Origin of the sequence: Burkholderia territorii (genome assembly GCF_001718335.1) — a bacterium.
Taxonomy (GTDB): domain Bacteria; phylum Pseudomonadota; class Gammaproteobacteria; order Burkholderiales; family Burkholderiaceae; genus Burkholderia; species Burkholderia territorii.
Genome location: NZ_CP013366.1, coordinates 2795924 through 2819903, shown reverse-complemented (window position 1 = coordinate 2819903; position 23980 = coordinate 2795924). Strand labels below are relative to the sequence as shown.

Annotated in this window: 21 protein-coding genes; 13 read left to right on the top strand and 8 right to left on the bottom strand. The window is 68.4% G+C overall.

Annotated elements, in window-relative coordinates; all coding sequences use genetic code 11:
- Positions 1–67: 67 nt before the first annotated feature.
- The 4 genes from WS51_RS23520 (at position 68) to WS51_RS23505 (ending at position 3318) form a co-directional block, all read left to right on the top strand.
- Positions 68–1552: a DegQ family serine endoprotease gene (locus tag WS51_RS23520; protein ID WP_059447766.1), complete on the top strand. Its 1485-nt coding sequence runs from the start codon at positions 68–70 to the stop codon at positions 1550–1552.
- A gap of 93 nt (positions 1553–1645) precedes the next feature.
- Positions 1646–2083: a carboxypeptidase-like regulatory domain-containing protein gene (locus WS51_RS23515; RefSeq protein ID WP_069229837.1), complete on the top strand. Its 438-nt coding sequence runs from the start codon at positions 1646–1648 to the stop codon at positions 2081–2083.
- A gap of 136 nt (positions 2084–2219) precedes the next feature.
- Positions 2220–2579, top strand: coding sequence for a DUF427 domain-containing protein (locus WS51_RS23510; protein WP_059506785.1), 360 nt, complete (start codon positions 2220–2222; stop codon positions 2577–2579).
- A gap of 28 nt (positions 2580–2607) precedes the next feature.
- Positions 2608–3318: a CoxG family protein gene (locus WS51_RS23505; RefSeq protein ID WP_059447763.1), complete on the top strand. Its 711-nt coding sequence runs from the start codon at positions 2608–2610 to the stop codon at positions 3316–3318.
- A gap of 57 nt (positions 3319–3375) precedes the next feature.
- Here the strand turns inward: WS51_RS23505 and WS51_RS23500 are convergent, their stop codons facing one another.
- Complete coding sequence (locus tag WS51_RS23500; protein WP_069229836.1) at positions 3376–4377, bottom strand: helix-turn-helix domain-containing protein; 1002 nt, start codon at positions 4375–4377, stop codon at positions 3376–3378.
- Between the two features lie 152 nt (positions 4378–4529).
- Between WS51_RS23500 and WS51_RS23495 the strand changes: the two genes are divergently transcribed.
- Complete coding sequence (locus WS51_RS23495) at positions 4530–5183, top strand: cysteine hydrolase family protein (RefSeq protein WP_059773179.1); 654 nt, start codon at positions 4530–4532, stop codon at positions 5181–5183.
- A 126-nt stretch (positions 5184–5309) separates the two neighbouring features.
- Here the strand turns inward: WS51_RS23495 and WS51_RS23490 are convergent, their stop codons facing one another.
- Entirely contained in the window at positions 5310–5951 is a 642-nt protein-coding gene (locus WS51_RS23490) for a TetR family transcriptional regulator (RefSeq protein ID WP_059447760.1), read from the bottom strand.
- A gap of 398 nt (positions 5952–6349) precedes the next feature.
- Between WS51_RS23490 and WS51_RS23485 the strand changes: the two genes are divergently transcribed.
- From WS51_RS23485 to WS51_RS23475, 3 genes are read left to right on the top strand one after another with little or no spacing between them, the layout of a single operon-like run.
- The gene (locus WS51_RS23485; protein ID WP_059506783.1) at positions 6350–7627 is read left to right on the top strand and encodes an efflux RND transporter periplasmic adaptor subunit; all 1278 of its coding nucleotides are present in this window, start codon (positions 6350–6352) and stop codon (positions 7625–7627) included.
- A gap of 15 nt (positions 7628–7642) precedes the next feature.
- On the top strand, positions 7643–10843 hold the full coding sequence (bpeB, locus tag WS51_RS23480) for an efflux RND transporter permease BpeB (RefSeq protein ID WP_059506782.1): 3201 nt from the start codon (positions 7643–7645) through the stop codon (positions 10841–10843).
- On the top strand, positions 10843–12366 hold the full coding sequence (locus WS51_RS23475; protein WP_069229835.1) for an efflux transporter outer membrane subunit: 1524 nt from the start codon (positions 10843–10845) through the stop codon (positions 12364–12366). The genes bpeB and WS51_RS23475 overlap by 1 nt, the downstream gene beginning before the upstream one ends.
- 263 nt (positions 12367–12629) lie before the next feature.
- On the opposite strand, the gene WS51_RS23470 is transcribed toward WS51_RS23475, so the two are convergent.
- Complete coding sequence (locus tag WS51_RS23470; protein ID WP_059540568.1) at positions 12630–14006, bottom strand: nucleobase:cation symporter-2 family protein; 1377 nt, start codon at positions 14004–14006, stop codon at positions 12630–12632.
- A 448-nt stretch (positions 14007–14454) separates the two neighbouring features.
- On the opposite strand from WS51_RS23470, the gene WS51_RS23465 reads away from it, so the two are divergent.
- Together WS51_RS23465 and fghA are read left to right on the top strand one after the other, a co-directional pair.
- Positions 14455–15891, top strand: a complete 1437-nt coding sequence (locus WS51_RS23465; protein ID WP_069229834.1) for a xylulokinase — start codon at positions 14455–14457, stop codon at positions 15889–15891.
- Between the two features lie 245 nt (positions 15892–16136).
- A complete protein-coding gene (gene fghA, locus WS51_RS23460) occupies positions 16137–16985 on the top strand; it encodes an S-formylglutathione hydrolase (protein WP_069229833.1) in 849 nt (282 codons plus the stop codon).
- A 28-nt stretch (positions 16986–17013) separates the two neighbouring features.
- On the opposite strand, the gene WS51_RS23455 is transcribed toward fghA, so the two are convergent.
- From WS51_RS23455 to WS51_RS23435, 5 genes are all read right to left on the bottom strand, one after another.
- The gene (locus tag WS51_RS23455) at positions 17014–17292 is read right to left on the bottom strand and encodes a hypothetical protein (protein ID WP_069229832.1); all 279 of its coding nucleotides are present in this window, start codon (positions 17290–17292) and stop codon (positions 17014–17016) included.
- A 91-nt stretch (positions 17293–17383) separates the two neighbouring features.
- Positions 17384–18169, bottom strand: coding sequence for a metal ABC transporter permease (locus tag WS51_RS23450; RefSeq protein WP_059769571.1), 786 nt, complete (start codon positions 18167–18169; stop codon positions 17384–17386).
- The gene (locus WS51_RS23445; RefSeq protein WP_059506429.1) at positions 18162–19052 is read right to left on the bottom strand and encodes an ABC transporter ATP-binding protein; all 891 of its coding nucleotides are present in this window, start codon (positions 19050–19052) and stop codon (positions 18162–18164) included. The genes WS51_RS23450 and WS51_RS23445 overlap by 8 nt, the downstream gene beginning before the upstream one ends.
- A gap of 13 nt (positions 19053–19065) precedes the next feature.
- Positions 19066–19980, bottom strand: coding sequence for a metal ABC transporter solute-binding protein, Zn/Mn family (locus WS51_RS23440; RefSeq protein ID WP_059450087.1), 915 nt, complete (start codon positions 19978–19980; stop codon positions 19066–19068).
- 49 nt (positions 19981–20029) lie between these two features.
- On the bottom strand, positions 20030–20491 hold the full coding sequence (locus WS51_RS23435) for a Fur family transcriptional regulator (RefSeq protein WP_059450086.1): 462 nt from the start codon (positions 20489–20491) through the stop codon (positions 20030–20032).
- Positions 20492–20819: 328 nt separating this feature from the next.
- Between WS51_RS23435 and WS51_RS23430 the strand changes: the two genes are divergently transcribed.
- The 3 genes from WS51_RS23430 to WS51_RS23420 all read left to right on the top strand — a co-directional run bounded on the left by WS51_RS23430 (position 20820) and on the right by WS51_RS23420 (position 23962).
- Positions 20820–21596 carry an L-iditol 2-dehydrogenase gene (locus WS51_RS23430; protein ID WP_059450085.1) on the top strand — a complete coding sequence of 259 codons (777 nt, stop codon included), beginning with the start codon at positions 20820–20822 and terminating at the stop codon, positions 21594–21596.
- Positions 21597–21665: 69 nt separating this feature from the next.
- A complete protein-coding gene (locus WS51_RS23425) occupies positions 21666–22622 on the top strand; it encodes a sugar kinase (protein ID WP_059792207.1) in 957 nt (318 codons plus the stop codon).
- The gene (locus WS51_RS23420) at positions 22610–23962 is read left to right on the top strand and encodes a D-tagatose-bisphosphate aldolase, class II, non-catalytic subunit (RefSeq protein WP_060256938.1); all 1353 of its coding nucleotides are present in this window, start codon (positions 22610–22612) and stop codon (positions 23960–23962) included. The genes WS51_RS23425 and WS51_RS23420 overlap by 13 nt, the downstream gene beginning before the upstream one ends.
- Positions 23963–23980: the final 18 nt, after the last annotated feature.

The following is a 23980-nucleotide window of genomic DNA, read 5'->3' as shown; positions in this document are numbered from 1 at the left end:
AAGGTTGATTAAGCCTCCTTTAAGTCAGGGTCGATACGCTGCGTCCTAACAACGAGGAGGTCCTACGATGAACACCCGATTCCTTGCGCGCGGCGCCGTCGCGGTCGCCGTGGCGGCCGCCCTGTCCGCCGGCTACGTCGCGGGCACCCGCCGTGCCGATCCGCAGATCATCACGCCCGCGCAGGCCGCGGCGCTGATGCCGGCCGAAGCCGCGGCGAAGACCGGCATTCCCGATTTCTCCGGGCTGGTCGAAACCTATGGCCCGGCGGTCGTGAACATCAGCGCGAAGCACGTCGTGAAGCAGGTGTCGCGGCGCGTGCCGCAGCCGCAGCTGCCGATGGATCCGAGCGATCCGTTCTACCAGTTCTTCAAGCACTTCTACGGCCAGGTGCCGGGCATGGGCGGCGACACCCAGCCGGACGACCAGCCGAGCGCGAGCCTCGGTTCGGGATTCATCGTCAGCGCGGACGGGTACATCCTCACCAACGCGCACGTGATCGACGGCGCGAACGTCGTCACGGTCAAGCTGACCGACAAGCGCGAGTACAAGGCGAAGGTCGTCGGCTCCGACAAGCAGTCCGACGTCGCGGTGCTGAAGATCGACGCGAGCGGCCTGCCGACCGTGAAGATCGGCGACCCGGCGCAGAGCAAGGTCGGCCAGTGGGTCGTCGCGATCGGTTCGCCGTACGGCTTCGACAACACGGTCACGTCCGGCATCATCAGCGCGAAATCGCGCGCGCTGCCCGACGAGAACTACACGCCGTTCATCCAGACCGACGTGCCGGTCAATCCCGGCAACTCGGGCGGCCCGCTGTTCAACCTGCAGGGCGAGGTGATCGGCATCAACTCGATGATCTACTCGCAGACGGGCGGCTTCCAGGGGCTGTCGTTCGCGATTCCGATCAACGAGGCGATCAAGGTCAAGGACGAGCTCGTGAAGACGGGCCACGTGAGCCGCGGCCGCCTCGGCGTCGCCGTGCAGGGGCTGAACCAGACGCTCGCCAGCTCGTTCGGCCTGCAGAAGCCGGACGGCGCGCTCGTCAGTTCGGTCGACCCGAACGGCCCGGCCGCGAAAGCGGGCTTGCAGCCGGGCGACGTGATCCTCTCGGTCAACGGTTCGCCGGTTGCCGACTCCACGTCGCTGCCCGCGCAGATCGCGAACCTCAAGCCGGGCTCGAAGGCCGATCTGCAGGTGTGGCGCGACAAGGCGAAGAAGTCGATCACCGTGACGCTCGGCGCGATGACCGACGCGAAGCTGGCATCGAACGACGGCGGCCCCGTCGAGCAAGGGCGTCTGGGTGTCGCGGTGCGTCCGCTGACGCCGCAGGAGCGCAGCGCCACCAACCTGTCGCACGGGCTGATCGTGCAGCAGGCGGGCGGCCCGGCAGCCAGCGCGGGCATCCAGCCCGGCGACGTGATCCTCGCGGTGAACGGTCGCCCGGTCACGAGCCCCGAGCAGCTGCGCGACGCGGTCAAGGGGGCAGGCAACAGTCTTGCTCTCCTGATCCAGCGCGATAATGCACAGATCTTCGTGCCGGTCGACCTGAGCTGACCGGTGGTCGCTGCGGGCCGGCTGCGCCGGCCCGGGCGGGCGCCGCCGGCGGTCGGCCCGCGGTGCTGTGTTCCGACCCGAAAGGAGGGAGCCATGCAATATCTACGCAACGTGTCCCGATTTGCCGTCGCCGCGGTGCTGGCCGCCGGCTTCGCCGTCGCCGCGCCCGGCGCGTACGCACAATCGGACGGCCTGCCGGCGGCGAGCCAGCAGGGCGATGTCAGCTACGTGTCGGGCGGCATCGGCAAGGATCAATCGACGGCATTCGAGCGCAACGAAGCGGCGTGGCCGCTCGCGCTGCGTTTCACCGGCAAGGGCGGCGAATATCTGGCCGACGTCCATGTGCGGATTGTCGACGGCAAGGGCACCGAGCTGCTGGCGACGGACGCGCGCGGCCCGTACATGCTCGTGAAGCTGCCGCCCGGGCGCTACACCGTGCATGCGTCGTACCAGGGAAGCGACGAATCGCGCGCGGTCACGGTCGGCGCGAAGGGCGGCGCGAAGGCCGCGTTCCAGTGGAGTGCGCAGTAGCGCATCGCGCGGGCGCGGCCAGGCCGCGCAATCGGATGCGGTTTCGCCCATAATGAGAGCCACGGCACCTGTGCCGTGGCTTTTTCGTTTCCTGCGCCCGGCCTGCCCGCCGGGGCCGCCGACCGGAGGAGAAACGATGTCCGACGCTGCCGACCCTCGCCTCGAAATCGTGCCGAACCGCCATCGCGTGCGCGTGATCCATCGCGGCATCACGTATGCCGATTCGCACGGTGCGCTGACCGTGCGGGAGACGGGCCTGCCGGACATCCATTACCTGCCGCGCGGCGACGTCAACATGCACCGGCTCGTGAAGTCGAGCGTCACGTCGGTTTGTCCGCTGAGGGGCCGTGCCGTGTATTTCAACCTGCAGACCGAAGACGGCGTGATCGAGAACGCCGCATGGAGTTACGAGGAACCTGGGGAGACGGCGTTCGCGCTCGCGCACTACGTCGCCTTCGACGTCGCGCGGGTCGACAGTCTCATCGAGACGTCCTGATGCGGCGCGCGTTCATCGGGGAGGCATCATGGAACTGAACGACGCGTTACGCGTGCCGCTCGCGCCGGCCGTCGTGCGGGAAGCATTCGAGGACCTCGCCTTGCTGCGGGCGAGCTTCGACCATTGCGAATCGTTCGTGGAGCACCCGCACGGCGAATTCGCGCTGACCATCACGGTGCCGCTCGGGCCGCTGCGTGCGCGCTACGACGTGCGTGCGCATTCGGCGAGCGAGCAGGGCGACGCGGAAGGCCAGCCGCGCCGCCTGCTGAACTTCAAGGCGCGGGCCGACGGCCTCGGCGCGCTGCGCGGGCAGGTCGAGCTGGTGCTGAGGGCGGACGATGACGACGCGGCCGCGACGCGCATCGAATACGTGGTGTGGGCGACCGCGAGCGGGCCGCTCGCCGAACTGCCGGCACGGCAGATCGAGAATGCGCTGCATGAGTGGACCGACGATTTCTTCCGCGAATTCTGCGCGGTCGTGCAGGCGAAGCACGGTCTCGTGCCGAATCGCGCGCGTTCGAGCCCGCACCGTCGCCAGCATGTGTTTCTGCGGCCCGCGTCGCTGCTGGCCGCGGCGAAGCGCCCGCTGCCGCCGCACCTCGGCGGTGCGCTGAGCGGCCGCGTCGCGAGCGCCGTGCATCATCGCGAATCCGGGCCGCTGCCCGTCTGGGCGTGGGCGGCGATCGTCGTGTTCGTCGCGCTGCTGCTGTACGCGGCGCGCTGGATCAACGGCGCCTGAGCGGCTCGTCGGCGTGCCCGGGCGTCACCCGGCCGCGCACCGGCGACGCGACGGCCATCAGCCCCGCGCGTCGGCCCCGGCGCCGCGAAATTCCCTCCGATACGCCGATGGCGACGTGCCGAGCGCTCCCGCGAAATGCTGGCGCAGCGACACGCTCGAGCCGTAGCCGGCCGCCTGCGCGATCGCATCGATCGAATGCCCGGTGGTTTCCAGCAGATGCTGCGCGCGCGCGAGCCGCTCGGCCTGCAGCCACGCGGTGACGGTCGTGCCGGTCGCCTGGCGGAAGTGGCGCGTGAACGTGCGCCGGCTCATCAGCACGCGCTGGGCGAGCGAATCCACGCTGTGCGCGATGTCGAGATGCGCGCGTACCCAGTCGAGCAGGCCGGCGAGCCGCTCGTCGCGCGGATGCGCGGCAACCGGCTGCGGTACGTATTGCGCCTGTCCGCCCTGGCGGTGCGGCGGAATCACGAGACGGCGCGCGATCTGGTTCGCGGCGTCCGAGCCGAAGCGCCGGCGCACGACGTGCAGGCAGCAGTCGAGCCCGGCGGCCGTGCCGGCCGACGTCATCAGGTTGCCGTCGTCGACGTACAGCACGTCGGGATCGAGGTTCACGCGCGGAAAGCGCTGCGCGAAGTCGTCGGCCCACGCCCAGTGCGTCGTGGCCGGGCGCCCGTCGAGCAGCCCGGCCGCCGCGAGCACGTACGCGCCGAGGCACAGGCCGACGACCTGCGCGCCGCGCGCGGCGGCCGCGCGTACGGCATCGACCAGCACGTCGGGCGGTGCTTCGTCGGGATCGCGCCATGACGGCACGATGACGATGTCCGCGTCGTCGAGCGCATCGAGCCCGTAAGGCGCGGTGATCGTGAAGCCGCCCGTCGTCGACAGCGGGCCGCGCTCGGCCGAGCACACGCGAAACTCGAACACCGGCATCGCGGCCACATCGCGTTCCTTGCCGAACACGACGGACGGCACCGACAGGTGAAACGGACTGATGCCGTCGTACGCGATCACGGCGACGACGGTCGGGACAGCGGCAACGGACGACGCAGCGGCGCGCATGATGGGCTCCCGAATGGCGATGGCCCGATTCTATCGAAGAATGGCTATCGGGCCACTGTCCGTCCGCGCGGCGAGATCCGACAATGCATCGCATCGCGCTGCTGGCCGCCCCGTTCCGGAGCGGGGCGGCGCTGCCGAAACCGGAGCCTGCCATGTCGAATGCCAAATTGCCTTCTGCTTCCCGCCGTGCGCTGATCGTGATCGATGTCCAGAACGAATATGTGACGGGCAACCTGCCGATCGAATATCCGCCCGTCGACGTGTCGCTGGCGAACATCGGTCGCGCGATCGATGCCGCGCATGCGGCCGGCGTGCCCGTGATCGTCGTCCAGCACGTCGCGCCGGCCGGTGCGCCGATCTTTGCGCCGGGCACGGACGGTGTCGCGCTGCATCCGGTCGTCGCCGACCGGCCGTATGCGCACCTGATCGTAAAGGCGCAGGCCAGTTCGTTCGCCGGCACCGATCTCGCCGCATGGCTCGACGCGCACGGCATCGACACGCTCACGGTCGCCGGCTACATGACGCACAACTGCAACGCGTCGACCGTCTATCACGCGGCGCATGCGGGGCTCGCCGTCGAGTATCTGGCGGACGCGACGGGCGCGTTGCCGTACGAGAACGAAGCGGGTGCGGTGAGTGCCGAAGAGATTCACCGCGCGTACACGGTGGTGTTTCAGTCGAATTTCGCGGCCGTGATGTCGACCGATGCGTGGATCGCGGGACTCGGCGGCGCGGCGATGCCGGCGCGCGACTCGGTGGCCGCGTCGAACCGGCGAGCCCGCGCGCAACGCGCGAAGGCGGCCTGAAAGAACCGGGGGTAACAGGGGAACCGGGTGCGTCGGGGCAAGCGCGGCGCTGCCGTCCGCGCGTGGCCTCATCGGCCGACCGGCGATGGCCCGGCGCGCGGTATGCGCCGGCGCAGCGGCCGTTGGTCAGTCGCCCGTCTTCAGCATCGCCGGGCTGTAGCGCATCATGTCGAAGCAGCCGTCGACGAGCTGTTCCGCGTGCTGCTCGGCGTCGATCTCGTCGGGCAGCATCAGCATGTCGCGCACGAAACCGCTGACGAGCGTGTGCAGCATCAGCGTCGCGCGCCATGTGTCGAGCCGCTCGGGCAGCAGCTTGAGCCGCACGGCACCCGCGAGATCGGCATCGATCGCATGCAGCGCCTCGCTCATCCCCGCGCGATTGCGCTGCAGCAGCGGCTCCATGTCCGCGACGTACTCGCACTTCATGAACAGGATGCTGAACACGCGCCGCAACTGCGAGTCGCGCTGCACGCCGAGCAGGCACCAGATCACGATCTTGCGGATCTTCTCCAGCGGATTGCCGCCGGGCGCGTCGAGCGGCATCCGCTTGAGCTCGTCGATCGGCAGGAACACGCGATCGAACATCGCGTCGAACAGCTCGCTCTTGTTCGCGAAATGCCAGTAGATCGCGCCGCGCGTCACGCCGGCGTGCTGGGCGATGTCCGCGAGCGACGTGTGCGACACGCCCTTCTCGAAGAACACGTGCTCGGCGGCGTCGAGAATGCGGTTGCGCGTCTCGAGCGCCTCCTCCTTGGTGCGTCTGACCATGTGCAGGCCTGAATGAATCTGTCGTGGATGAATATAGGGTCCGTAACCCTCGTCGCCGACGTGCGGACGGGCTATGCTTGCGACTGGAAATAATTCGTAAGACTTGGCGGTCGGCGATGGGCGGGCGGGCTTTTTACATACATTCGTGAATGTATATACAATACCACCCTACGATCGAATGACCAAAGTGGCAATCAGTTAATATCCCACTCTGCTGATTCCCGCCAAAGTACCAGTCCGCAGTTCGCGGCATCTCGTCGGCATGGAGGTCTCGTGCCGACTTGCTGTATCCAGCAGTCCAGTAATTCAGGTGTTCGATCTGCGCCGCGAGGCGCATCCGTGTTGCGCTCCCGTCGGGTGCTGCACTTATTCCATTGGTTACACACAGAGGTCGCTCCATGCGCGTCGAACGGGTTCCATACCGCTTGATCACTGTCGCGGCAGCCGCGGTTTTCCTGGCTGCATGCGGAAAAAAAGAATCGGCACCTCCGCCGCAAACGCCGGAAGTCGGCGTCGTCACCGTCCAGCCGCAAGCCGTTCCGGTCTTCAGCGAGCTGCCGGGGCGCACCAGCGCATTCCTGGTCGCGCAGGTCCGCGCACGGGTCGACGGCATCGTGCTGCGCCGTGAATTCACCGAAGGCACCGACGTCAAGGCTGGCCAGCGTCTGTACAAGATCGATCCGGCGCCGTACATCGCGGCATTGAACAGCGCGAAGGCGACGCTCGCGAAGGCGCAGGCGAACCTCGCCACGCAGAACGCGCTCGTCGCGCGCTACAAGGTGCTCGTGGCCGCGAACGCGGTCAGCAAGCAGGACTACGACAACGCGGTGGCCGCCCAGGGGCAGGCCGCGGCGGACGTCGCGGCCGGCAAGGCGGCGGTCGACACCGCGCAGATCAACCTCGGCTACACGGACGTGGTCTCGCCGATCACGGGCCGCGTCGGCATTTCGCAAGTGACGCCGGGCGCTTACGTGCAGGCGAGCCAGGCGACGCTGATGTCGACGGTGCAGCAGCTCGACCCCGTGTACGTGGACCTCACGCAATCGAGCCTCGAGGGGCTGAAGCTGCGCCAGGACGTGCAGAGCGGCCGTCTGAAGACGAGCGGCCCGGGCGCGGCGAAGGTGTCGCTGATCCTCGAGGACGGCAAGACCTATTCGGAAGCCGGCAAGCTGCAGTTCTCCGACGTGACGGTCGACCAGGCAACCGGCTCGGTGACGATCCGCGCGGTCTTCCCGAACCCGGGCCGTGTGCTGCTGCCGGGGATGTTCGTGCGCGCGCGGATCGAGGAAGGCGTGAACGAGAACGCGTTCCTCGTGCCGCAGATCGGCGTCACGCATGACCAGAAGGGCCAGGCGATCGCGATGGTGGTGAACGCGAACAACAAGGTCGAGCCGCGTCCGCTGAAGACGGCGGGCATGCGCGGTCAGGACTGGATCGTCGAAGGCGGTCTGCAGGCGGGCGACCACGTGATCGTGCAGGGCGGCGAGAAGGTGCGTCCGGGCGCGACCGTGAAGTCGGTGGAGGCACAACTCGCACCGGCGCCCGGTGCCGCATCGGGTGCCGCCGCTGCCACCGCCGCACCGGCTGCCGCCGGTTCCGGCGCCGCCGCCGCGTCCGGTGCCGCTGCATCGGGCGCCGCGCCGGCGAGTGCCGCCGCTGCTTCGAGCGCGCAATAACAGGGAGCCTGTTTCATGGCAAAGTTTTTTATCGATCGCCCGATCTTCGCGTGGGTGATCGCCATCATCCTGATGCTGGCCGGGGTCGCGGCGATCTTCACGCTGCCGATCGCGCAGTATCCGACGATCGCGCCGCCATCGATCCAGATCACCGCGAACTACCCGGGCGCTTCCGCGAAGACGGTGGAAGACACGGTGACGCAGGTGATCGAGCAGCAGATGAGCGGTCTCGACAACTTCCTGTACATGTCGTCGACCAGTGACGACTCGGGCAACGCGACGATCACGCTGACGTTCGCGCCGGGCACCAACGCCGACATCGCGCAGGTCCAGGTGCAGAACAAGCTGTCGCTCGCGACGCCGGTTCTGCCGCAGGTCGTGCAGCAGCTCGGTCTGTCGGTGACGAAGTCGAGCAGCAGCTTCCTGCTGGTGCTCGCCTTCAACTCCGAAGACGGCAGCATGAACAAGTACGACCTCGCGAACTTCGTGGCGTCGCACGTGAAGGATCCGATCAGCCGGCTGAACGGCGTCGGTACCGTCACGCTGTTCGGTTCGCAGTACGCGATGCGGATCTGGCTCGACCCGACCCGCCTGACGAACTACGGCCTCACGCCGGTCGACGTGAGCTCGGCGATCACCGCGCAGAACGTGCAGATCGCGGGCGGCCAGATCGGCGGCACGCCGGCCAAGCCGGGCACCGTGCTGCAGGCGACGATCACCGAATCGACGCTGCTGCAGACGCCCGAGCAGTTCGGCAACATCCTGCTGAAGGTCAACCAGGACGGCTCGCAGGTTCGCCTGAAGGACGTCGCGCAGATCGGCCTCGGCGGCGAAAACTACAACTTCGACACGAAGTACAACGGTCAGCCGACCGCGGCACTCGGTATCCAGCTCGCGACCAACGCGAACGCGCTCGCGACCGCGAAGGCCGTGCGCGCGAAGATCGACGAGCTCGCACCGTTCTTCCCGCACGGCCTCGTCGTGAAGTATCCGTACGACACGACGCCGTTCGTGAAGCTGTCGATCGAGGAAGTGGTCAAGACGCTGCTCGAAGGTATCGTGCTCGTGTTCCTCGTGATGTATCTGTTCCTGCAGAACCTGCGGGCGACGATCATCCCGACGATCGCGGTGCCGGTGGTGCTGCTCGGCACGTTCGCGATCATGTCGCTCGTGGGCTTCTCGATCAACACGCTGTCGATGTTCGGCCTCGTGCTCGCAATCGGCCTGCTGGTCGACGATGCGATCGTGGTGGTCGAGAACGTCGAACGCGTGATGGCGGAAGAGGGCCTGTCGCCGAAGGAGGCGACGCGCAAGGCGATGGGCCAGATCACCGGCGCACTCGTCGGCGTGGCGCTCGTGCTGTCGGCGGTGTTCGTGCCGGTCGCGTTCTCCGGCGGTTCGGTCGGCGCGATCTATCGTCAGTTCTCGCTGACGATCGTGTCGGCGATGGTGCTGTCGGTGCTGGTCGCGTTGATTCTGACGCCCGCACTGTGCGCGACGATCCTCAAGCCGATCCCGCAAGGCCATCACGAAGAGAAGAAGGGCTTCTTCGGCTGGTTCAACCGCACGTTCAACAACAGCCGCGACAAGTACCACGTCGGCGTGCACCACGTGATCAAGCGCTCGGGCCGCTGGCTCATCATCTATCTCGTCGTGATCGTCGCGGTCGGGCTGCTGTTCGTGCGCCTGCCGAAGTCGTTCCTGCCGGATGAAGACCAGGGCCTGATGTTCGTGATCGTGCAGACGCCGTCGGGCTCGACGCAGGAAACGACCGCGAAGACGCTCGCGAACATCTCCGACTACCTGCTGACGGACGAGAAGGAAATCGTCGAATCGGCGTTCACGGTCAACGGCTTCAGCTTCGCGGGCCGCGGCCAGAACTCCGGTCTCGTGTTCGTGAAGCTGAAGGACTATTCGCAGCGTCAGCATGCGAACCAGAAGGTCCAGGCGCTGATCGGGCGGATGTTCGGTCGCTACGCGGGCTACAAGGACGCCGTCGTGATCCCGTTCAACCCGCCGTCGATTCCCGAACTCGGTACGGCCGCGGGCTTCGACTTCGAGCTGACGGACAACGCCGGTCTCGGCCACGACGCGCTGATGGCCGCGCGTAACCAGTTGCTCGGGATGGCCGCGAAGGATCCGACGCTGCAGGGCGTGCGCCCGAACGGCCTGAACGATACGCCGCAGTACAAGGTCGACATCGACCGCGAGAAGGCGAATGCGCTCGGCGTGACGGCGGATGCGATCGACCAGACGTTCTCGATCGCGTGGGCGTCGAAGTACGTGAACAACTTCCTCGACACCGACGGCCGGATCAAGAAGGTGTACGTGCAGGCCGACGCGCCGTTCCGGATGACGCCGGAGGACATGAACATCTGGTACGTGCGCAACGGCTCGGGCGGGATGGTGCCGTTCAGCGCGTTCGCGACCGGTCACTGGACGTACGGTTCGCCGAAGCTCGAGCGCTACAACGGCGTGTCGGCGATGGAAATCCAGGGTCAGGCCGCGCCGGGCAAGTCGACCGGCCAGGCGATGACGGCGATGGAAGGGCTCGCGAAGAAGCTGCCGGTCGGTATCGGCTATTCGTGGACGGGCCTGTCGTTCCAGGAAATCCAGTCCGGTTCGCAGGCGCCGATCCTCTATGCGATCTCGATCCTCGTCGTGTTCCTGTGTCTCGCGGCGCTGTATGAAAGCTGGTCGATCCCGTTCTCGGTGATCATGGTGGTGCCGCTCGGCGTGATCGGCGCACTGCTCGCGGCGACGATGCGCGGCCTCGAGAACGACGTGTTCTTCCAGGTCGGCCTGCTGACCACCGTGGGCTTGTCCGCGAAGAACGCGATCCTGATCGTGGAGTTCGCGCGCGAACTGCAGATGACGGAGAAGATGGGCCCGATCGAGGCCGCGCTGGAAGCGGCGCGCCTGCGGCTGCGTCCGATCCTGATGACGTCGCTCGCGTTCATTCTCGGCGTGATGCCGCTCGCGATCAGCAACGGCGCGGGTTCGGCGAGCCAGCACGCAATCGGTACGGGCGTGATCGGCGGGATGATCACGGCGACGTTCCTCGCGATCTTCATGATCCCGATGTTCTTCGTGAAGATCCGCGCGATCTTCAGCGGCGAGAAGGAAGACGTCGACGAGGCGCTGCGCCTGGCTCAGGAGCACTCGCACCACGAAGAGAAGCCGGGCAACGGCGACGAAGGCAACAAGGGACAGTGATGATGCAAAAACACGCTTTGACTGCAATCGCGGTCGCGCTCCTTGCCACGGGCTGCACGCTGGCGCCGCATTACACGCGGCCCGATGCGCCCGTCGCGCAGGCGTACCCGGCCGGCGGCGTCTATGCGACGCAGCCGGGCGCTGCCGGCGCGCGCAGCGCGAACGGCCAGGCGGCGACCGCCATCGGCTGGCGCGAATTCTTCGTCGATCCGCGCCTGCAGCGGCTGATCGAGATCGCGCTGAAGAACAACCGCGACCTGCGCGTGTCGGTGCTGAACATCGAGGCGGCGCGCGCGCAGTACCAGATCACGCGCGCGGGCCTGTTCCCGACGCTCGACGGCACGGGCACGGGCAACATCCAGCGCGTGCCGCAGGGCCTGTCGCAGACCGGTGCGCCGTATATCTCGCGCGCCTACAACGTCGGCGTTTCGGCGTCGTGGGAACTCGACCTGTTCGGTCGCGTGCAGAGCCTGAAGGACCAGGCGCTCGCGCAATACCTGTCGACGTCGTATGCGCGGCAGGCTGCCGAGATCTCGCTCGTGTCGCAGGTCGCGGACCAGTACCTGACGCTGCTGTCCACCGACGACCTGCTGAAGGTCACGGAGAACACGCTGAAGACGGCACAGGCGTCGTACGACCTGACGAAGCTGCAGTTCGACAACGGCACGGGCTCCGAGCTCGAGCTGCGTCAGGCGCAGACGGTCGTCGAGACGGCGCTCGCGAACCAGCAGGCTCAGGCGCGTGCGCGTGCGCAGGCACTGAACGCGCTGGTGCTGCTGATCGGCGAGCCGCTGCCGGACGACCTGCCGCCCGGCATGCCGCTCGATGCGCAGAACCTGCTGACGGACGTGCCGGCCGGTCTGCCGTCGGACCTGCTGACGCGTCGGCCGGACGTGATGCAGGCCGAGCAGACGCTGCTGGCCGCGAACGCGAACATCGGCGCGGCACGCGCGGCGTTCTTCCCGCGTATCTCGCTGACGGGCGCGTTCGGCACCGGCAGCCCGACGCTCGGCGGGCTGTTCAAGGCCGGCACGGCGGCGTGGTCGTTCGCGCCGCAGATCACGATGCCGATCTTCGAAGGCGGGCAGAACATCGCGAACCTGAATCTCGCGAACGTGCAGAAGCGCATCGAGATCGCCAACTACGAGAAGGCGATCCAGTCGGCGTTCCGCGAAGTGTCGGACGGGCTGGCTGCACGCGGCACGTACGACCAGCAGATCGCCGCGCTCGAGCGCAACGAGCACGCGCAGCAGCGTCGCTTCGACCTGTCGGACCTGCGCTACAAGAACGGCGTCGACAGCTACCTGTCGGTGCTGACCGCGCAAACCGATCTGTACTCGGCGCAGCAATCGCTGATCAGCGCGCGCCTGGCGCGCTGGACGAACCTGGTCACGCTGTACCGCGCACTGGGCGGCGGCTGGATCCAGCGTGCAGGGGAGACGCCGCGCGCGCCGGACGAAACGGCCGACTACGACAAGGCGGCCGCGCCGGCACCGGCGTCGGCAGCAGCGACGAACGGGTAAGCACGAAGATGGGCAGGCGCGGGCGACCGCGCCGGTCCGTCGAGGTCGCGGTACCCGCGATACGACAACGCCACGGACGAAAGTCCGTGGCGTTTTTTTGCGCCGGTTCGATTGGCAGCGCCCCGCGGATCGTCATCACCGGGCGTCGGCGCGATCGTCGCCCGATCGCTTGCCACGAAGCAAAACGCCACGGCAAGCCGTGGCGTCTTTCTTCTACCTGCGACCTTGTTGCGCCGCACGCCGGCGCATCCGGCGCGGATCGGTCAATGATGCACGTCGGCCGGGCGTCCGTCGAAGTCGTGCCCCGCGCGGCGGATTTCGCAACGCGCGTCCTTCTCGCCCTTCACGCCGTTGAACACGATGTTCAGGATCACCGAGGTGGCCGACGCGAGCAGGATGCCGCTGTGCAGGATCGGGGCGAGCGCGGGCGGCAGCTTCGAGAAGAAGTGCGGCGACACGACCGGCACGAGGCCCATCCCGACGCTGACGGCGACGATGAACAGGTTGTGCGAGTTGTTCACGAAGTCGACCTTCGACAGCACCTTGATGCCGTTCGCGGCCACCATCCCGAACATCACGATGCCCGCGCCGCCGAGCACGAACGGCGGCACCGATGCGACGACTTGCGCCATCTTGGGGAACAGGCCGAGCAGCACGAGGATCACGCCGCCCGTCGCGCAGACGAACCGGCTCTTCACGCCCGTCACGCCGATCAGGCCGACGTTCTGCGAGAACGACGTATGCGGGAACGAGTTGAAGATGCCGCCGATCAGCGTGCCGAGGCCGTCGACGCGCAGGCCGCGCACGAGGCGCTCCTGGTTGACGGGACGATCGACCATGTCGCCGACCGCGAGGAACATGCCGGTCGATTCGATGAACGTGACGAACATCACGGTGACCATCGTCGCGATAGACAGCGGGTCGAAGTGCGGCAGGCCGAAGTGGAACGGCATCACGAAGCCGACCCAGGGTGCGTGCGCGACGCCGTCGGTATTGACGCGGCCGATCGCGAACGCGATCACGAAGCCGGCGACGATGCCGAGCAGCACCGAGATGTTCGCGATGAAGCCGCGCCCGTACTTGTTGATCAGCAGGATCAGCGTGAGCACGAGCAGCGACAGGCCGAGATAGACGGGGCTGCCGTATTCCGGATTGCCGACGCCGCCCGCTGCCCAGTTGATCCCGACTTCCATCAGCGACAGCCCGATCACCGCGATCACGGTGCCGACGACGACCGGCGGGAAGAACCGCAACAGCTTGCCGATCATCGGCGCGAGCACGATGCCGATGATGCCGGCCGCGATGGTCGAGCCGAAGATGTCGAGAATGCCGAGGCCGGGGTTGGTGCCGATCGCGATCATCGGGCCGACGGCCGCGAACGTGCAGCCCATGATCACGGGCAGGCGGATGCCGAAGATCCACAGGCCGAGCGTCTGGATCAGCGTGGCGATGCCGCACGAAAACAGATCGGCGCTGATCAGGAACGCGATCTGGTCTTTCGGCAGCTTCAGCGCGCCGCCGACGATAAGCGGCACGGCGACGGCGCCGGCGTACATGACGAGGACGTGCTGCAGACCAAGCGTTACAAGCTTGCCGGTCGGCAACACCTCATCGCACGGATGGACCGTGTTCGATTGCATCTGTCTCACTCCATGATCTTGTTTTCGAGGTGATACGAAGTTATGCGGAATGCAAACTCGCAACAAGAGCGCTGGGTTCTATTCCGTTCTTTGCTGGTTCGATATGCCATTTCGGCATGAAGCAGGGTGTCGATCATCGGGAAACGCCGCTGGAGTGAGGTTTCCCGGTTTTATAGCCCTCCAAAATAGTGCGGGCCCCCATGTCAAATATCGGCGGCTTTATGGTGTGTATCGCGCGCTCGGCATAGTGGAAAAAACGACCGAAGGAAAATCGCGCCGGGTTAACCCGCTGGCGGCCGTTTTGGCGCGCAGCGTGCGGCCAGGGGGCACCGGTTGCGCGCAGCCGTGTTTTCGCGCCGCCGCGGCGTGAAAAGCGCCGCGCAAATCGGGCCGCATCTCGCGATCCCGCTATCATCGATATCCGTTCACTCGAATACGCCAAACCGTCATGCGCCTGCTCGGAATCGACCTCGGTACCGGCTCCGTCAAACTCGTCACGCTCGATGCCGATGGCGTCGAACGCTCGGTTGCGAGCGAACCTTATGCATTGTCGTCGCCGCAGCCCGGCTGGGCGGAAATCGCCCCCGACGTATGGTGGCAAGCGCTCGTGCGTGCCGCGGCGCGGCTGCCGGCCGGCGAGCGCGCGCAGGTCGCGGCGATCGGCTTCTCCGGCCAGATGCATGGCGTCGTGCTGATCGACGCGGCCGGGCAGCCGGTGCGGCCCGCGCTGTTGTGGCCCGACACGCGCGCGGTGCGTGAAGCGGACGCGGCCGACTGGCCGATGGCGCCGAATCCGGTCGCGCCCGGCATGGCGGGCCCGCTGTTGCGCTGGCTGGCCGCACACGAGCCGCAGGCGTTGACGCGCGCCCGCTGGGCTGTGCAGCCGAAGGACTGGCTGCGCGTCGCGCTGGGCGGCGAGGTCGCGGCCGATCCGAGCGACGCCTGCGCGACGACGCTCGCGACGCCGGACGGTGCGTGGGATACGGCGCTGATCGCTGCGCTGGGCTTGCCCGTCGACCGGTTCGCCCCGCTGCGGGCGTCGGGCGCCCGCTGCGGCGTGCTCGATGCGAAGGCAGCGGCGGCACTCGGGTTGCCGGCCGGCGTGCCGCTCGCGACGGGCGCGGCCGATACCGCGTGCGCGGCGCTCGGCAGCGGGCTCGTCGCGGCCGGCGATGCGCTGTTGACCACCGGCAGCGGCGGCCAGATCGTCGTGCTCGCGGACGTATTGCCGCCCGCACGGCACGGGCTGCATCGTTACCGCACGGCGGCGGGCGGCGGCTATTACACGATGGCCGCGATGCAGAACGTCGGCCTCGCACTCGAAGCCGTGCGCGGCTGGCTCGGCTATCCGGGGTGGCCGGATGCGTACGACGATGCGTTCGCGCGGCCGGCGTCGGAGCGGCTCTGCTTCCTGCCGTACCTGACGGGCGAGCGTTCGCCGTGGATGAATCCGGACGCACGCGGAGGGTGGCTCGGTCTCGGGCTCGGCGACACGCGCGGCGCGATGATGCGCGCCGCGTTCGAGGGCGTCGCATTCGCGTTGCGCGCGGGGCTCGACGCGATCCGCGATGCGAACCGGGCCGATCCGGTGACGACGCTGCGCCTCGCCGGTGGCGGCTCGGTGGATCCGCGCTGGCGCCAGTTGCTCGCGGATGCGCTCGGCGCGTCGCTCGACGCGGTCGATTGCCCGAACGCCGCGACGCGCGGCGCCGCGTTGCTCGCGGGCGTCGCGATCGGACACTGGCGCGAAGATGCGCTGCACACGCTGGCGCCAGCCGCGTCGCCGGTGGCCGCGCCGCACGACGACGGCGCGTTGGACGCACGCCATGCGCGTTTCGTCGATCTGTATGCGCGAACGGATGCGTGGTTCACGGCCGGCGTTTAAACTCGGGCCCTTGTCCGGTCGCGACAGCGGTGACGCATCGCGGCAAGCCGGCGGCTGTTTCCCGCACGCGACGGGCGGCGGGATGGTGAATCATGACGGGCACGCTTCGGTATCGCCGTGCCGTATCGCGCGGGGTCGGCCCGACCCGCACGCGCGGCTGCTTGCGACGCTCCACGGCGACGCCGACCGATGAACACGGGCGAATCGATTCGCCCGATCGTGCTGTATCGAACGGAAGGGAACCCATGCTCGAACTCGTTTCTTCGCATGCTTGCCACGGTGGCGAGCAACGCTTCTATCGCCACGATTCGAAGGCGATCGGCCTGTCGATGAAGTTCTCGGTGTACCTGCCGCCGCAGGCCGCGCATGGCCGCGTGCCGGCGCTGTTCTATCTCGCGGGGCTCACGTGCACCGAGGAGACGTTCGCGATCAAGGGCGGCGCGCAGCAATACGCGGCGCAGCACGGCCTCGCGCTCGTGATGCCCGATACGAGCCCGCGCGGCGCGGGCGTGCCGGGTGAGACCGATGCGTGGGATTTCGGCGTCGGCGCGGGCTTCTACGTCGACGCGACGCAAGCGCCGTGGTCCGCGCATTACCGGATGGAGTCGTACGTGACGGGCGAGCTGCGCGAGCTCGTCGCGGCCGAACTGCCGATCGACGGTGCGCGGCTCGGGATCTTCGGCCACTCGATGGGCGGGCACGGCGCGCTGACGCTCGCGCTGCGCCACCCCGACCTGTACCGGTCAGTGTCGGCGTTCGCGCCGATTGCCGCGCCGACGCGTTGCCCGTGGGGCGAGAAGGCGTTCTCGGGCTACCTCGGCGACGATCGCGAAGCGTGGAAGCAGCATGACGCAAGCGAACTCGTCGCGCGCGCGGATGCGCCGAAGTTCGCGGACGGCATCCTCGTCGACCAGGGCCTCGCCGACCAGTTTCTTGCGAACCAACTGAACCCGGACGTGTTCGAAGCCGCGTGCGCGAAGGCCGGTCAGCCGCTGACGCTGCGCCGCCATGCGAGTTACGACCACGGGTACTACTTCATCTCGACGTTCATCGCCGATCACATCGCGCATCATGCGCGGGTGTTGTCGCGTTAGTGCGGCAAGCCGGCCGCGCCATCCTGCGTCAGCGGGTGGCGTGGCGCTTCCGGTTTCGCAGCATGCGCAACGCGAGCCATGTCGCCGGTATCACGATTGCAAGCGCCATCAGCCGGTGCGCGACGATGACGAGATCATCGCCGGCCTCGCCGTCCCGGAAGCCGGGAACGTGAGTGAAGAGCCAAGCCCACGCGTGCTCGGGAATCGGGAGTGCGAATGATTCGTGAGTAAGGCACAGCCTCGCGAGCGACACGGATGCCACGAGCACCCATGCGATGACTGCGGCTCGGTACGCGACTCGCTTCATTTGACGGCAATCGTGCCGTATGCCTGCACGGAGGAACCGGGGATCGGAACCGGCTTCTGCGTGATCAGCAAGTCTCTCGACCGACCGACGATCACGTGCGTCGCCGCAACAGGCTCATGCCATACACGAACGCCGACAGCGCGGTAATCCAGAAGCTCGTCGGCCAGTCGGTGTGATACGCGAGCGCGATGCCGGCCCACGCTTCGAACAGCGCGAACAGCGCGGCGAGCAGCACGCCGGTCGACAGCCGCGTCGATACGTTCTGCGCGGCCGCGGCCGGCCCGACCAGCAGCGTGAACACGAGCAGCACGCCGACGATCTGCGTCGCCGCGGCCACCGCCAGCGCGCACACCGCGAGGAACAGCATCGACACGGTGCGCAGCGACACGCCCTTGGCTTCGGCCAGTTCGGGCTGCAGCGACGCGAACAGCAGCGGACGCGCGATCAGCGCGAGCGCGACGAGGCTCACCACGCCGATGCCGGCCAGCACCGCGAGCGTGTCGTGGCTGACCGCGAGTACGTTGCCGAACAGCAGAGCCGTGACCTGCGTCGCGAACGACGTGAAGAAGTGCAGGAACAGCAGGCCGAAACCGAGCGCGCCCGACAGGATCACGCCGATCGCGACGTCACGGCCCGCGAGCCGCTCGCCGAGCGCGCCCATGCCGATCCCGGCCGCCAGCGTGAAACCGACCATCCCCCAGATCGGCGACATGCCGAGCAGCACCGCGCCCGTCGCGCCGGTGAAGCCGACGTGCGACAGCGCGTGGCCGGCGAAGGTTTGTCCGCGCAGCACCAGGAAGTAGCCGACGATGCCCGCGAGCACCGCGACGATCCCTGACGCGGCGAACGCGTTGATCATGAAGTCGTATTCAAACATCGTGCGAATGCCCGGAATGAGCGTGTCCGTGGTGGTGATGGCCGTGGCCGCCGCCACCGCCGTGCGCGTGGCCGTCGTCGTCCTCGTGTTCGTGATCGTGCTTTTCGATTTCGACGTCGCCCGACATCACGAAGATCTTGCCGTTCACGCGCATCACGTCGATGGGCGAGCCGTAGAGCCGCGACAGCACGGGCTTGGTGATCACCTCGTCGACGGTGCCGAGCGCCGCGACGCCGTTGCCGAGATACAGCACGCGATCGAGCGCGTTCAGCAGCGGATTCAGTTCGTGCGCGGAAAACAGCACGGTGATGCCGAGCTCGCGCTGCACGTTGCGCACGAGTTCGACGACGCCGCGCTGGTGGTTCGGGTCGAGGCTGATCAGCGGCTCGTCGAGCAGCAGCAGCTTCGGGCTGCCGAGCAGGCACTGCGCGAGCAGCAGTCGCTGCCGCTCGCCACCCGACAGCTCCGACAACGGCCGGCGCGCGAGCGTCGCGCCGCCGACGAGATCGAGCACGCGATCGACGTCGCGCCGCGTCGCGGCGTTCGTGTGCGGCAGCCCCCAGCGATGGCCGTCGGCGGCCATCGCGACGAAGTCGTAACCGCGCATCCGGCGATTCGCGAGCCCGCTCCTGATTTGTGGCATGTAGCCGATCGACGCGTTGCCGCGCACGACCGGCATGCCGCCGACCGACAGTGTGCCGCCCGTGACGGGCACGAGGCCGAGCACCGCGCGCATCAGCGTCGTCTTGCCGGCGCCGTTCGGCCCGAGCACGCCGACGAATTCGCCCGGTTCGATCGAGAAACTCACATCGCGCAGGATCGTGCGTCCGCCCAGTTCGAGCGTGACGCCATCGAGTGCGAGTGCGTGGGGAGTGGCGGTCATGTCGTTGCGCGGGTCATTTCTTGCTGGCGGAAAGCGCGGCCGCGAGCGCATCGAGCTGACCGGCCATCCATTGCTGGAAGGTCTTGCCGGCCGGCTGCGTCTCGGTGACGCTCACGCTCGGCACGCCGCCTTCGCGCGCGATCTTCAGCAGGCGCTTGGTCATCGGCGCTTCGGCCTGGCTGTTGTAGATCAGCACGCGCACCTGCTTCTTGCGCAGGTCGTTCTCGAACGCGGCGACGTCCTGCGCGCTGGCTTCGGTGTCGTTCATCGTCGCGAGCTGGAAGCGCTGATTGCGCATGTCGAGGCCGATCGCGTCGGACATGTAGCCGAACACCGGCTCGGTGGCCGTCACCGGCACGCCCTTGTATTGCGCGCGCAACGCGGCGACCTTGTCGTCGATGGGCTTCAGCGACGCGACGAACTTCTGCAGGTTCGCATCGTAGTCGGCCTTGTTCGCCGGGTCGGCGCGGCCGAGCTCGGCCGCGATCGCGCGCGCGGCGGCCGGCATGGTGGCCGGGTCGTACCACAGGTGCGGGTTGTCGCCGGCCTTCTTGCCGACGAGATCCGCAACGACGATCGTCGCGCGCTTCGCCTGCTTCGATGCGCCGAGCAGCTTGACCATCCACGGATCGTAGTCCGCGCCGTTGTAGATCACGACCTGCGCGTGCTGCAGCGCGCGCGCCGTCTTCGGGCTCGCCTCGAACAGGTGCGGATCCTGGTCGGGATTGCTGAGGATGCTGGTCACCGCGACGTGGCGGCCGCCGATCTGCGACACGACGTCGCCATAGAAATTCTCCGCGGCGACGACGTTGACGGTCGCCGCCTGCGCGAACGCAGGGGCGGCGATCGACAGCGCGGCGAGCGCGGCGGCGAACAGACGGGCAAGCGGCAGGGCGCGCCGCGGCGCGCGCTTCAGGAACATGGACATGAAACTCCTCATTGGAAGGGGCGGCGCCATGCGCCGCGCGGGTGCGGTATCAGCGTGGCGCGGGCTTGCCCTTGCAGTGCCCGCACAGGCCGTTCAGCTCGACGACCTGGTGATGGACTTCGAACCCGTGCGCGGGCGCGCTCGCGGACAGCTGTTTCGCGAGGTCGCTGCCGGGAATCTCGACGGTCTCGCCGCACGCGTCGCAGATCAGGAACTGGCCTTCGTGCGGCACGCCGATCTCGCAGCACGCGAAGAACGCGTTCTTCGATTCGATCCGATGGATGAAGCCGTGCTCGACGAGAAAATCCAGCGCGCGATAGACGGTCGTCGGCGGCACGCGGCCGCGCTGCGGTTCCAGCTCGGCGAGCAGGTCGTACGCGCCGATCGGGCGCTGCGCGGCCAGCACGCGCTCGTAGACCTGGCGGCGCAGCGGCGTCCACGCGAGCCCGTGCTCGGCGGCGAATGCGTCGGCCCGGGACAGCCGGGCATCGATGGGCGATGAAGTGGCCATGGCGTGAAGCAGGCGATGTAACGAAGTATCGCGATGATATAACGTATCTTTCCGGCGTGCAGCGCGAATTCGTCCCGCGCACCGGCTCCGTCCCCTTCATCGCCGTTTTCAGCCGCGCCGCACCCGGCGCGCCGCCCTTTGCCGGGCGTGGTTCTCCGCCCGATGCCCGGCGTCGCCGTTGCGCAGTGCATCATCGAAAGCCGCCGTGCCGCCTTGACACCGTGAATCGCGTATCCGATCATTCGACCAACAACAGAGCAATTGATCGGTCAGCGAGCGTTCGCTCACCTCGCGACCTTCGTACAGCAGAACGAACCGGAGACAACCAGTGAGACTGGAAGACAAGGTCGCGATCCTGACGGGCGCGGCAAGCGGCATCGGCGAAGCGGTCGCGCAACGCTATCTGGACGAAGGCGCGCGCTGCGTGCTGGTCGACGTGAAGCCCGCGGGCGGGTCGCTCGCCCGGCTGATCGAGGCGAACCCGGGCCGCGCCGTGGCCGTCACCGCCGACGTCACGCGCCGCGACGACATCGAGCGCATCGTCGCGACCGCCGTCGAGCGCTTCGGCGGCGTCGACATCCTGTTCAACAACGCGGCGCTGTTCGACATGCGCCCGCTCCTCGACGAATCCTGGGACGTGTTCGACCGGCTGTTCGCGGTTAACGTGAAAGGCTTGTTCTTCCTGATGCAGGCCGTCGCGCAGCGGATGGTCGAGCAGGGCCGCGGCGGCAAGATCGTCAACATGTCGTCGCAGGCCGGGCGTCGCGGCGAGGCGCTCGTTTCGCACTACTGCGCGACCAAGGCCGCGGTGATCAGCTACACGCAATCGGCCGCGCTCGCACTCGCGCCGCACCGGATCAACGTGAACGGCATCGCGCCGGGCGTGGTCGACACGCCGATGTGGGAGCAGGTCGATGCGCTGTTCGCGCGCTACGAGAACCGGCCGCTCGGCGAGAAGAAGCGGCTCGTGGGCGAAGCCGTGCCGCTCGGCCGGATGGGCGTGCCGGGCGACCTGACGGGCGCCGCGCTGTTTCTCGCGTCGGCCGATGCCGATTACATTACCGCCCAGACGCTGAACGTCGACGGCGGCAACTGGATGAGCTGACATGGCGCCGCTCGCACCCGCAACCCGGGCGCGCGCGCCGCGCGCGGCCGCCGCACGAGGGCACGCATGATGGCCGAGATCGTCGTCGCCGGCGAACTGCTGGCGGAATTCGTCGCCGCCGAGCGCGGGCAGGGCTTCGATGCGCCGGGGCTGTTCGCGGGTCCGTTTCCGAGCGGTGCGCCGGCGATCTTCGCCGACCAGGCCGCGCGGCTCGGCGCGCGCGTCGCGTATGCGGGGTGCGTGGGCCGCGATGCGTTCGGCGACGCGATCGTCGCGCGGCTCGAGCGCGACGGCGTCGACGTCACGCGCATTCGCCGCGTCGCGCGTCCGACCGGCACCGCGTTCGTCGCCTATCGCGACGACGGCTCGCGCAGCTTCGTGTTCAGCCTGTCGACCAGCGCGGCCGCGTGCGTCGACGCATCCGACGTCGACACCGCGATGTTCGACGGCTGCCGCTACTTCCACGTGATGGGCTCGTCGCTGACGAGCGAATCGGCGATCGCGGCGGTCCAGCGCGGCGTGATCGAGGCGGCACGCGTCGGCGCGAAGGTGTCGTTCGACCCGAACGTGCGGCCCGAGATGCTGAGCTTCCGGCCGATGCGCGCGGCGCTCGACACGATGCTCGCCGCTTGCCACCTGTTTCTGCCGAGCGAGGCCGACCTGCCGTTCTTCTGCGGGCCGCAGCCGGCCGAGCGCGCGATCGCGGGGTTGCTCGCCACGCATCCGCTGCTCGAGCGCGTCGTGCTCAAGCGCGGCGCGGCCGGCAGCGCCGCGTTCGATCGTGCGAGCCGGGTGGACGCACCGGCCTGGCCGGTCGACGAACTCGATCCGACCGGCGCCGGCGACTGCTTCGGCGGCACGCTGGTCGCGGGCCTCGTCGCCGGCCTGCCGATCGATGTCGCGCTGCGCCGCGCGAACGCGGCCGGTGCGATCGCGGTCACGCGGCGCGGCCCGATGGAGGGCAACAGCAGCGCGGCCGAAATCGACCGCTTCCTGACCGAACGAGGTATCGCATGTCCGGCCTGACGCCCGTCGCCGAGCGCCCGCGCAACGCGCACGCCGGCACCGTGCTGCGAATGATCTTCGACGCGAACCGCGCGGACGCGCAGCGCGGCATCTATTCGATCTGCAGCGCGCACCGGCTCGTGCTGGAGGCCGCGTGCGAGGCCGCGCGTGCGGACGGCTCGCCGCTCCTGATCGAGGCGACCTGCAACCAGGTGAATCACCTCGGCGGCTACACGGGCATGACGCCCGCCGATTTCCGGCGCGACGTCGATGCGATCGCGCAGCGCTGCGGGCTCGCGCCGTCGGCGCTCGTGCTGGGCGGCGACCATCTGGGCCCGAACCCGTGGCGGCACCGTCGCGCGGCCGATGCGATGCGCGAAGCGGTCGCGATGGTCGCCGCGTACGTCGAAGCCGGGTTCGAAAAGATCCACCTCGACGCCAGCATGGCATGCGCGGACGATCCGGAGCGGCTCGACGACCGGACGATCGCCGCGCGCGCGGCCGAGCTGTGCCGCGCGGCCGAGGACGCGGCGGCGCGCGCAGGCGTTGCCCCCGTCTACGTGATCGGCACCGAGGTGCCCACGCCGGGCGGCGAAGTGGCCGGTGACACGGGTAGCGACGCGATCGCGCGGATCGCGGTCACGCGCAGCGACAGCATCGCCGCGACGCTGGACGCGCATCGCAGCGCCTTCACGGCGGCCGGGCTCGACGACGCATGGACACGCGTGGTCGCGATCGTCGCGCAGCCGGGCGTCGATTTCGACGATCGCCACGTGCTCGACTACGACAGCGCGAAGGCCGCGTCGCTCGGTGCGAGCATCCTGCGCACGCCGGGCCTCGTGTTCGAAGCGCATTCGACCGACTACCAGACCGAAGGCGCGCTCGCCGCGCTCGTGCGCGATCACTTCGCGGTGCTGAAGGTCGGGCCCGCGCTGACCTTCGCGCTGCGCGAGGCGCTGTTCGCGCTCACTTTCATCGAGGACGCGCTGATCGACGACGTCGCGCAGCGCTCGCGGTTGCGCGACGTCGTCGACGCCGCGATGCGCGCGCAACCCGAGCACTGGGCGCCGTATTACCGCGGCGACGAGGCCGCGCAGCGGCTCGCGCGCCAGTTCAGCTACAGCGACCGGATCCGCTACTACTGGCTGCAGCCGGCCGTCGCGGCGGCGGTCGAGCAGCTGTTCGACAACCTCGCGCGGCAGCCGGTGCCCGAGACGCTCGTCGCGCAGTGGCTGCCGGACGTGTACGCGGCGTGCCGCGCGGGCGGCCTCGCGAGAGAGCCGCGCGCATGGGTGCGCCACCGGATACGCGACGTGATCGCGCACTACGCGCGCGCGTGCGGGATGCAGCGGCCGGCGTGACGGGCCGCGAACGAAGCG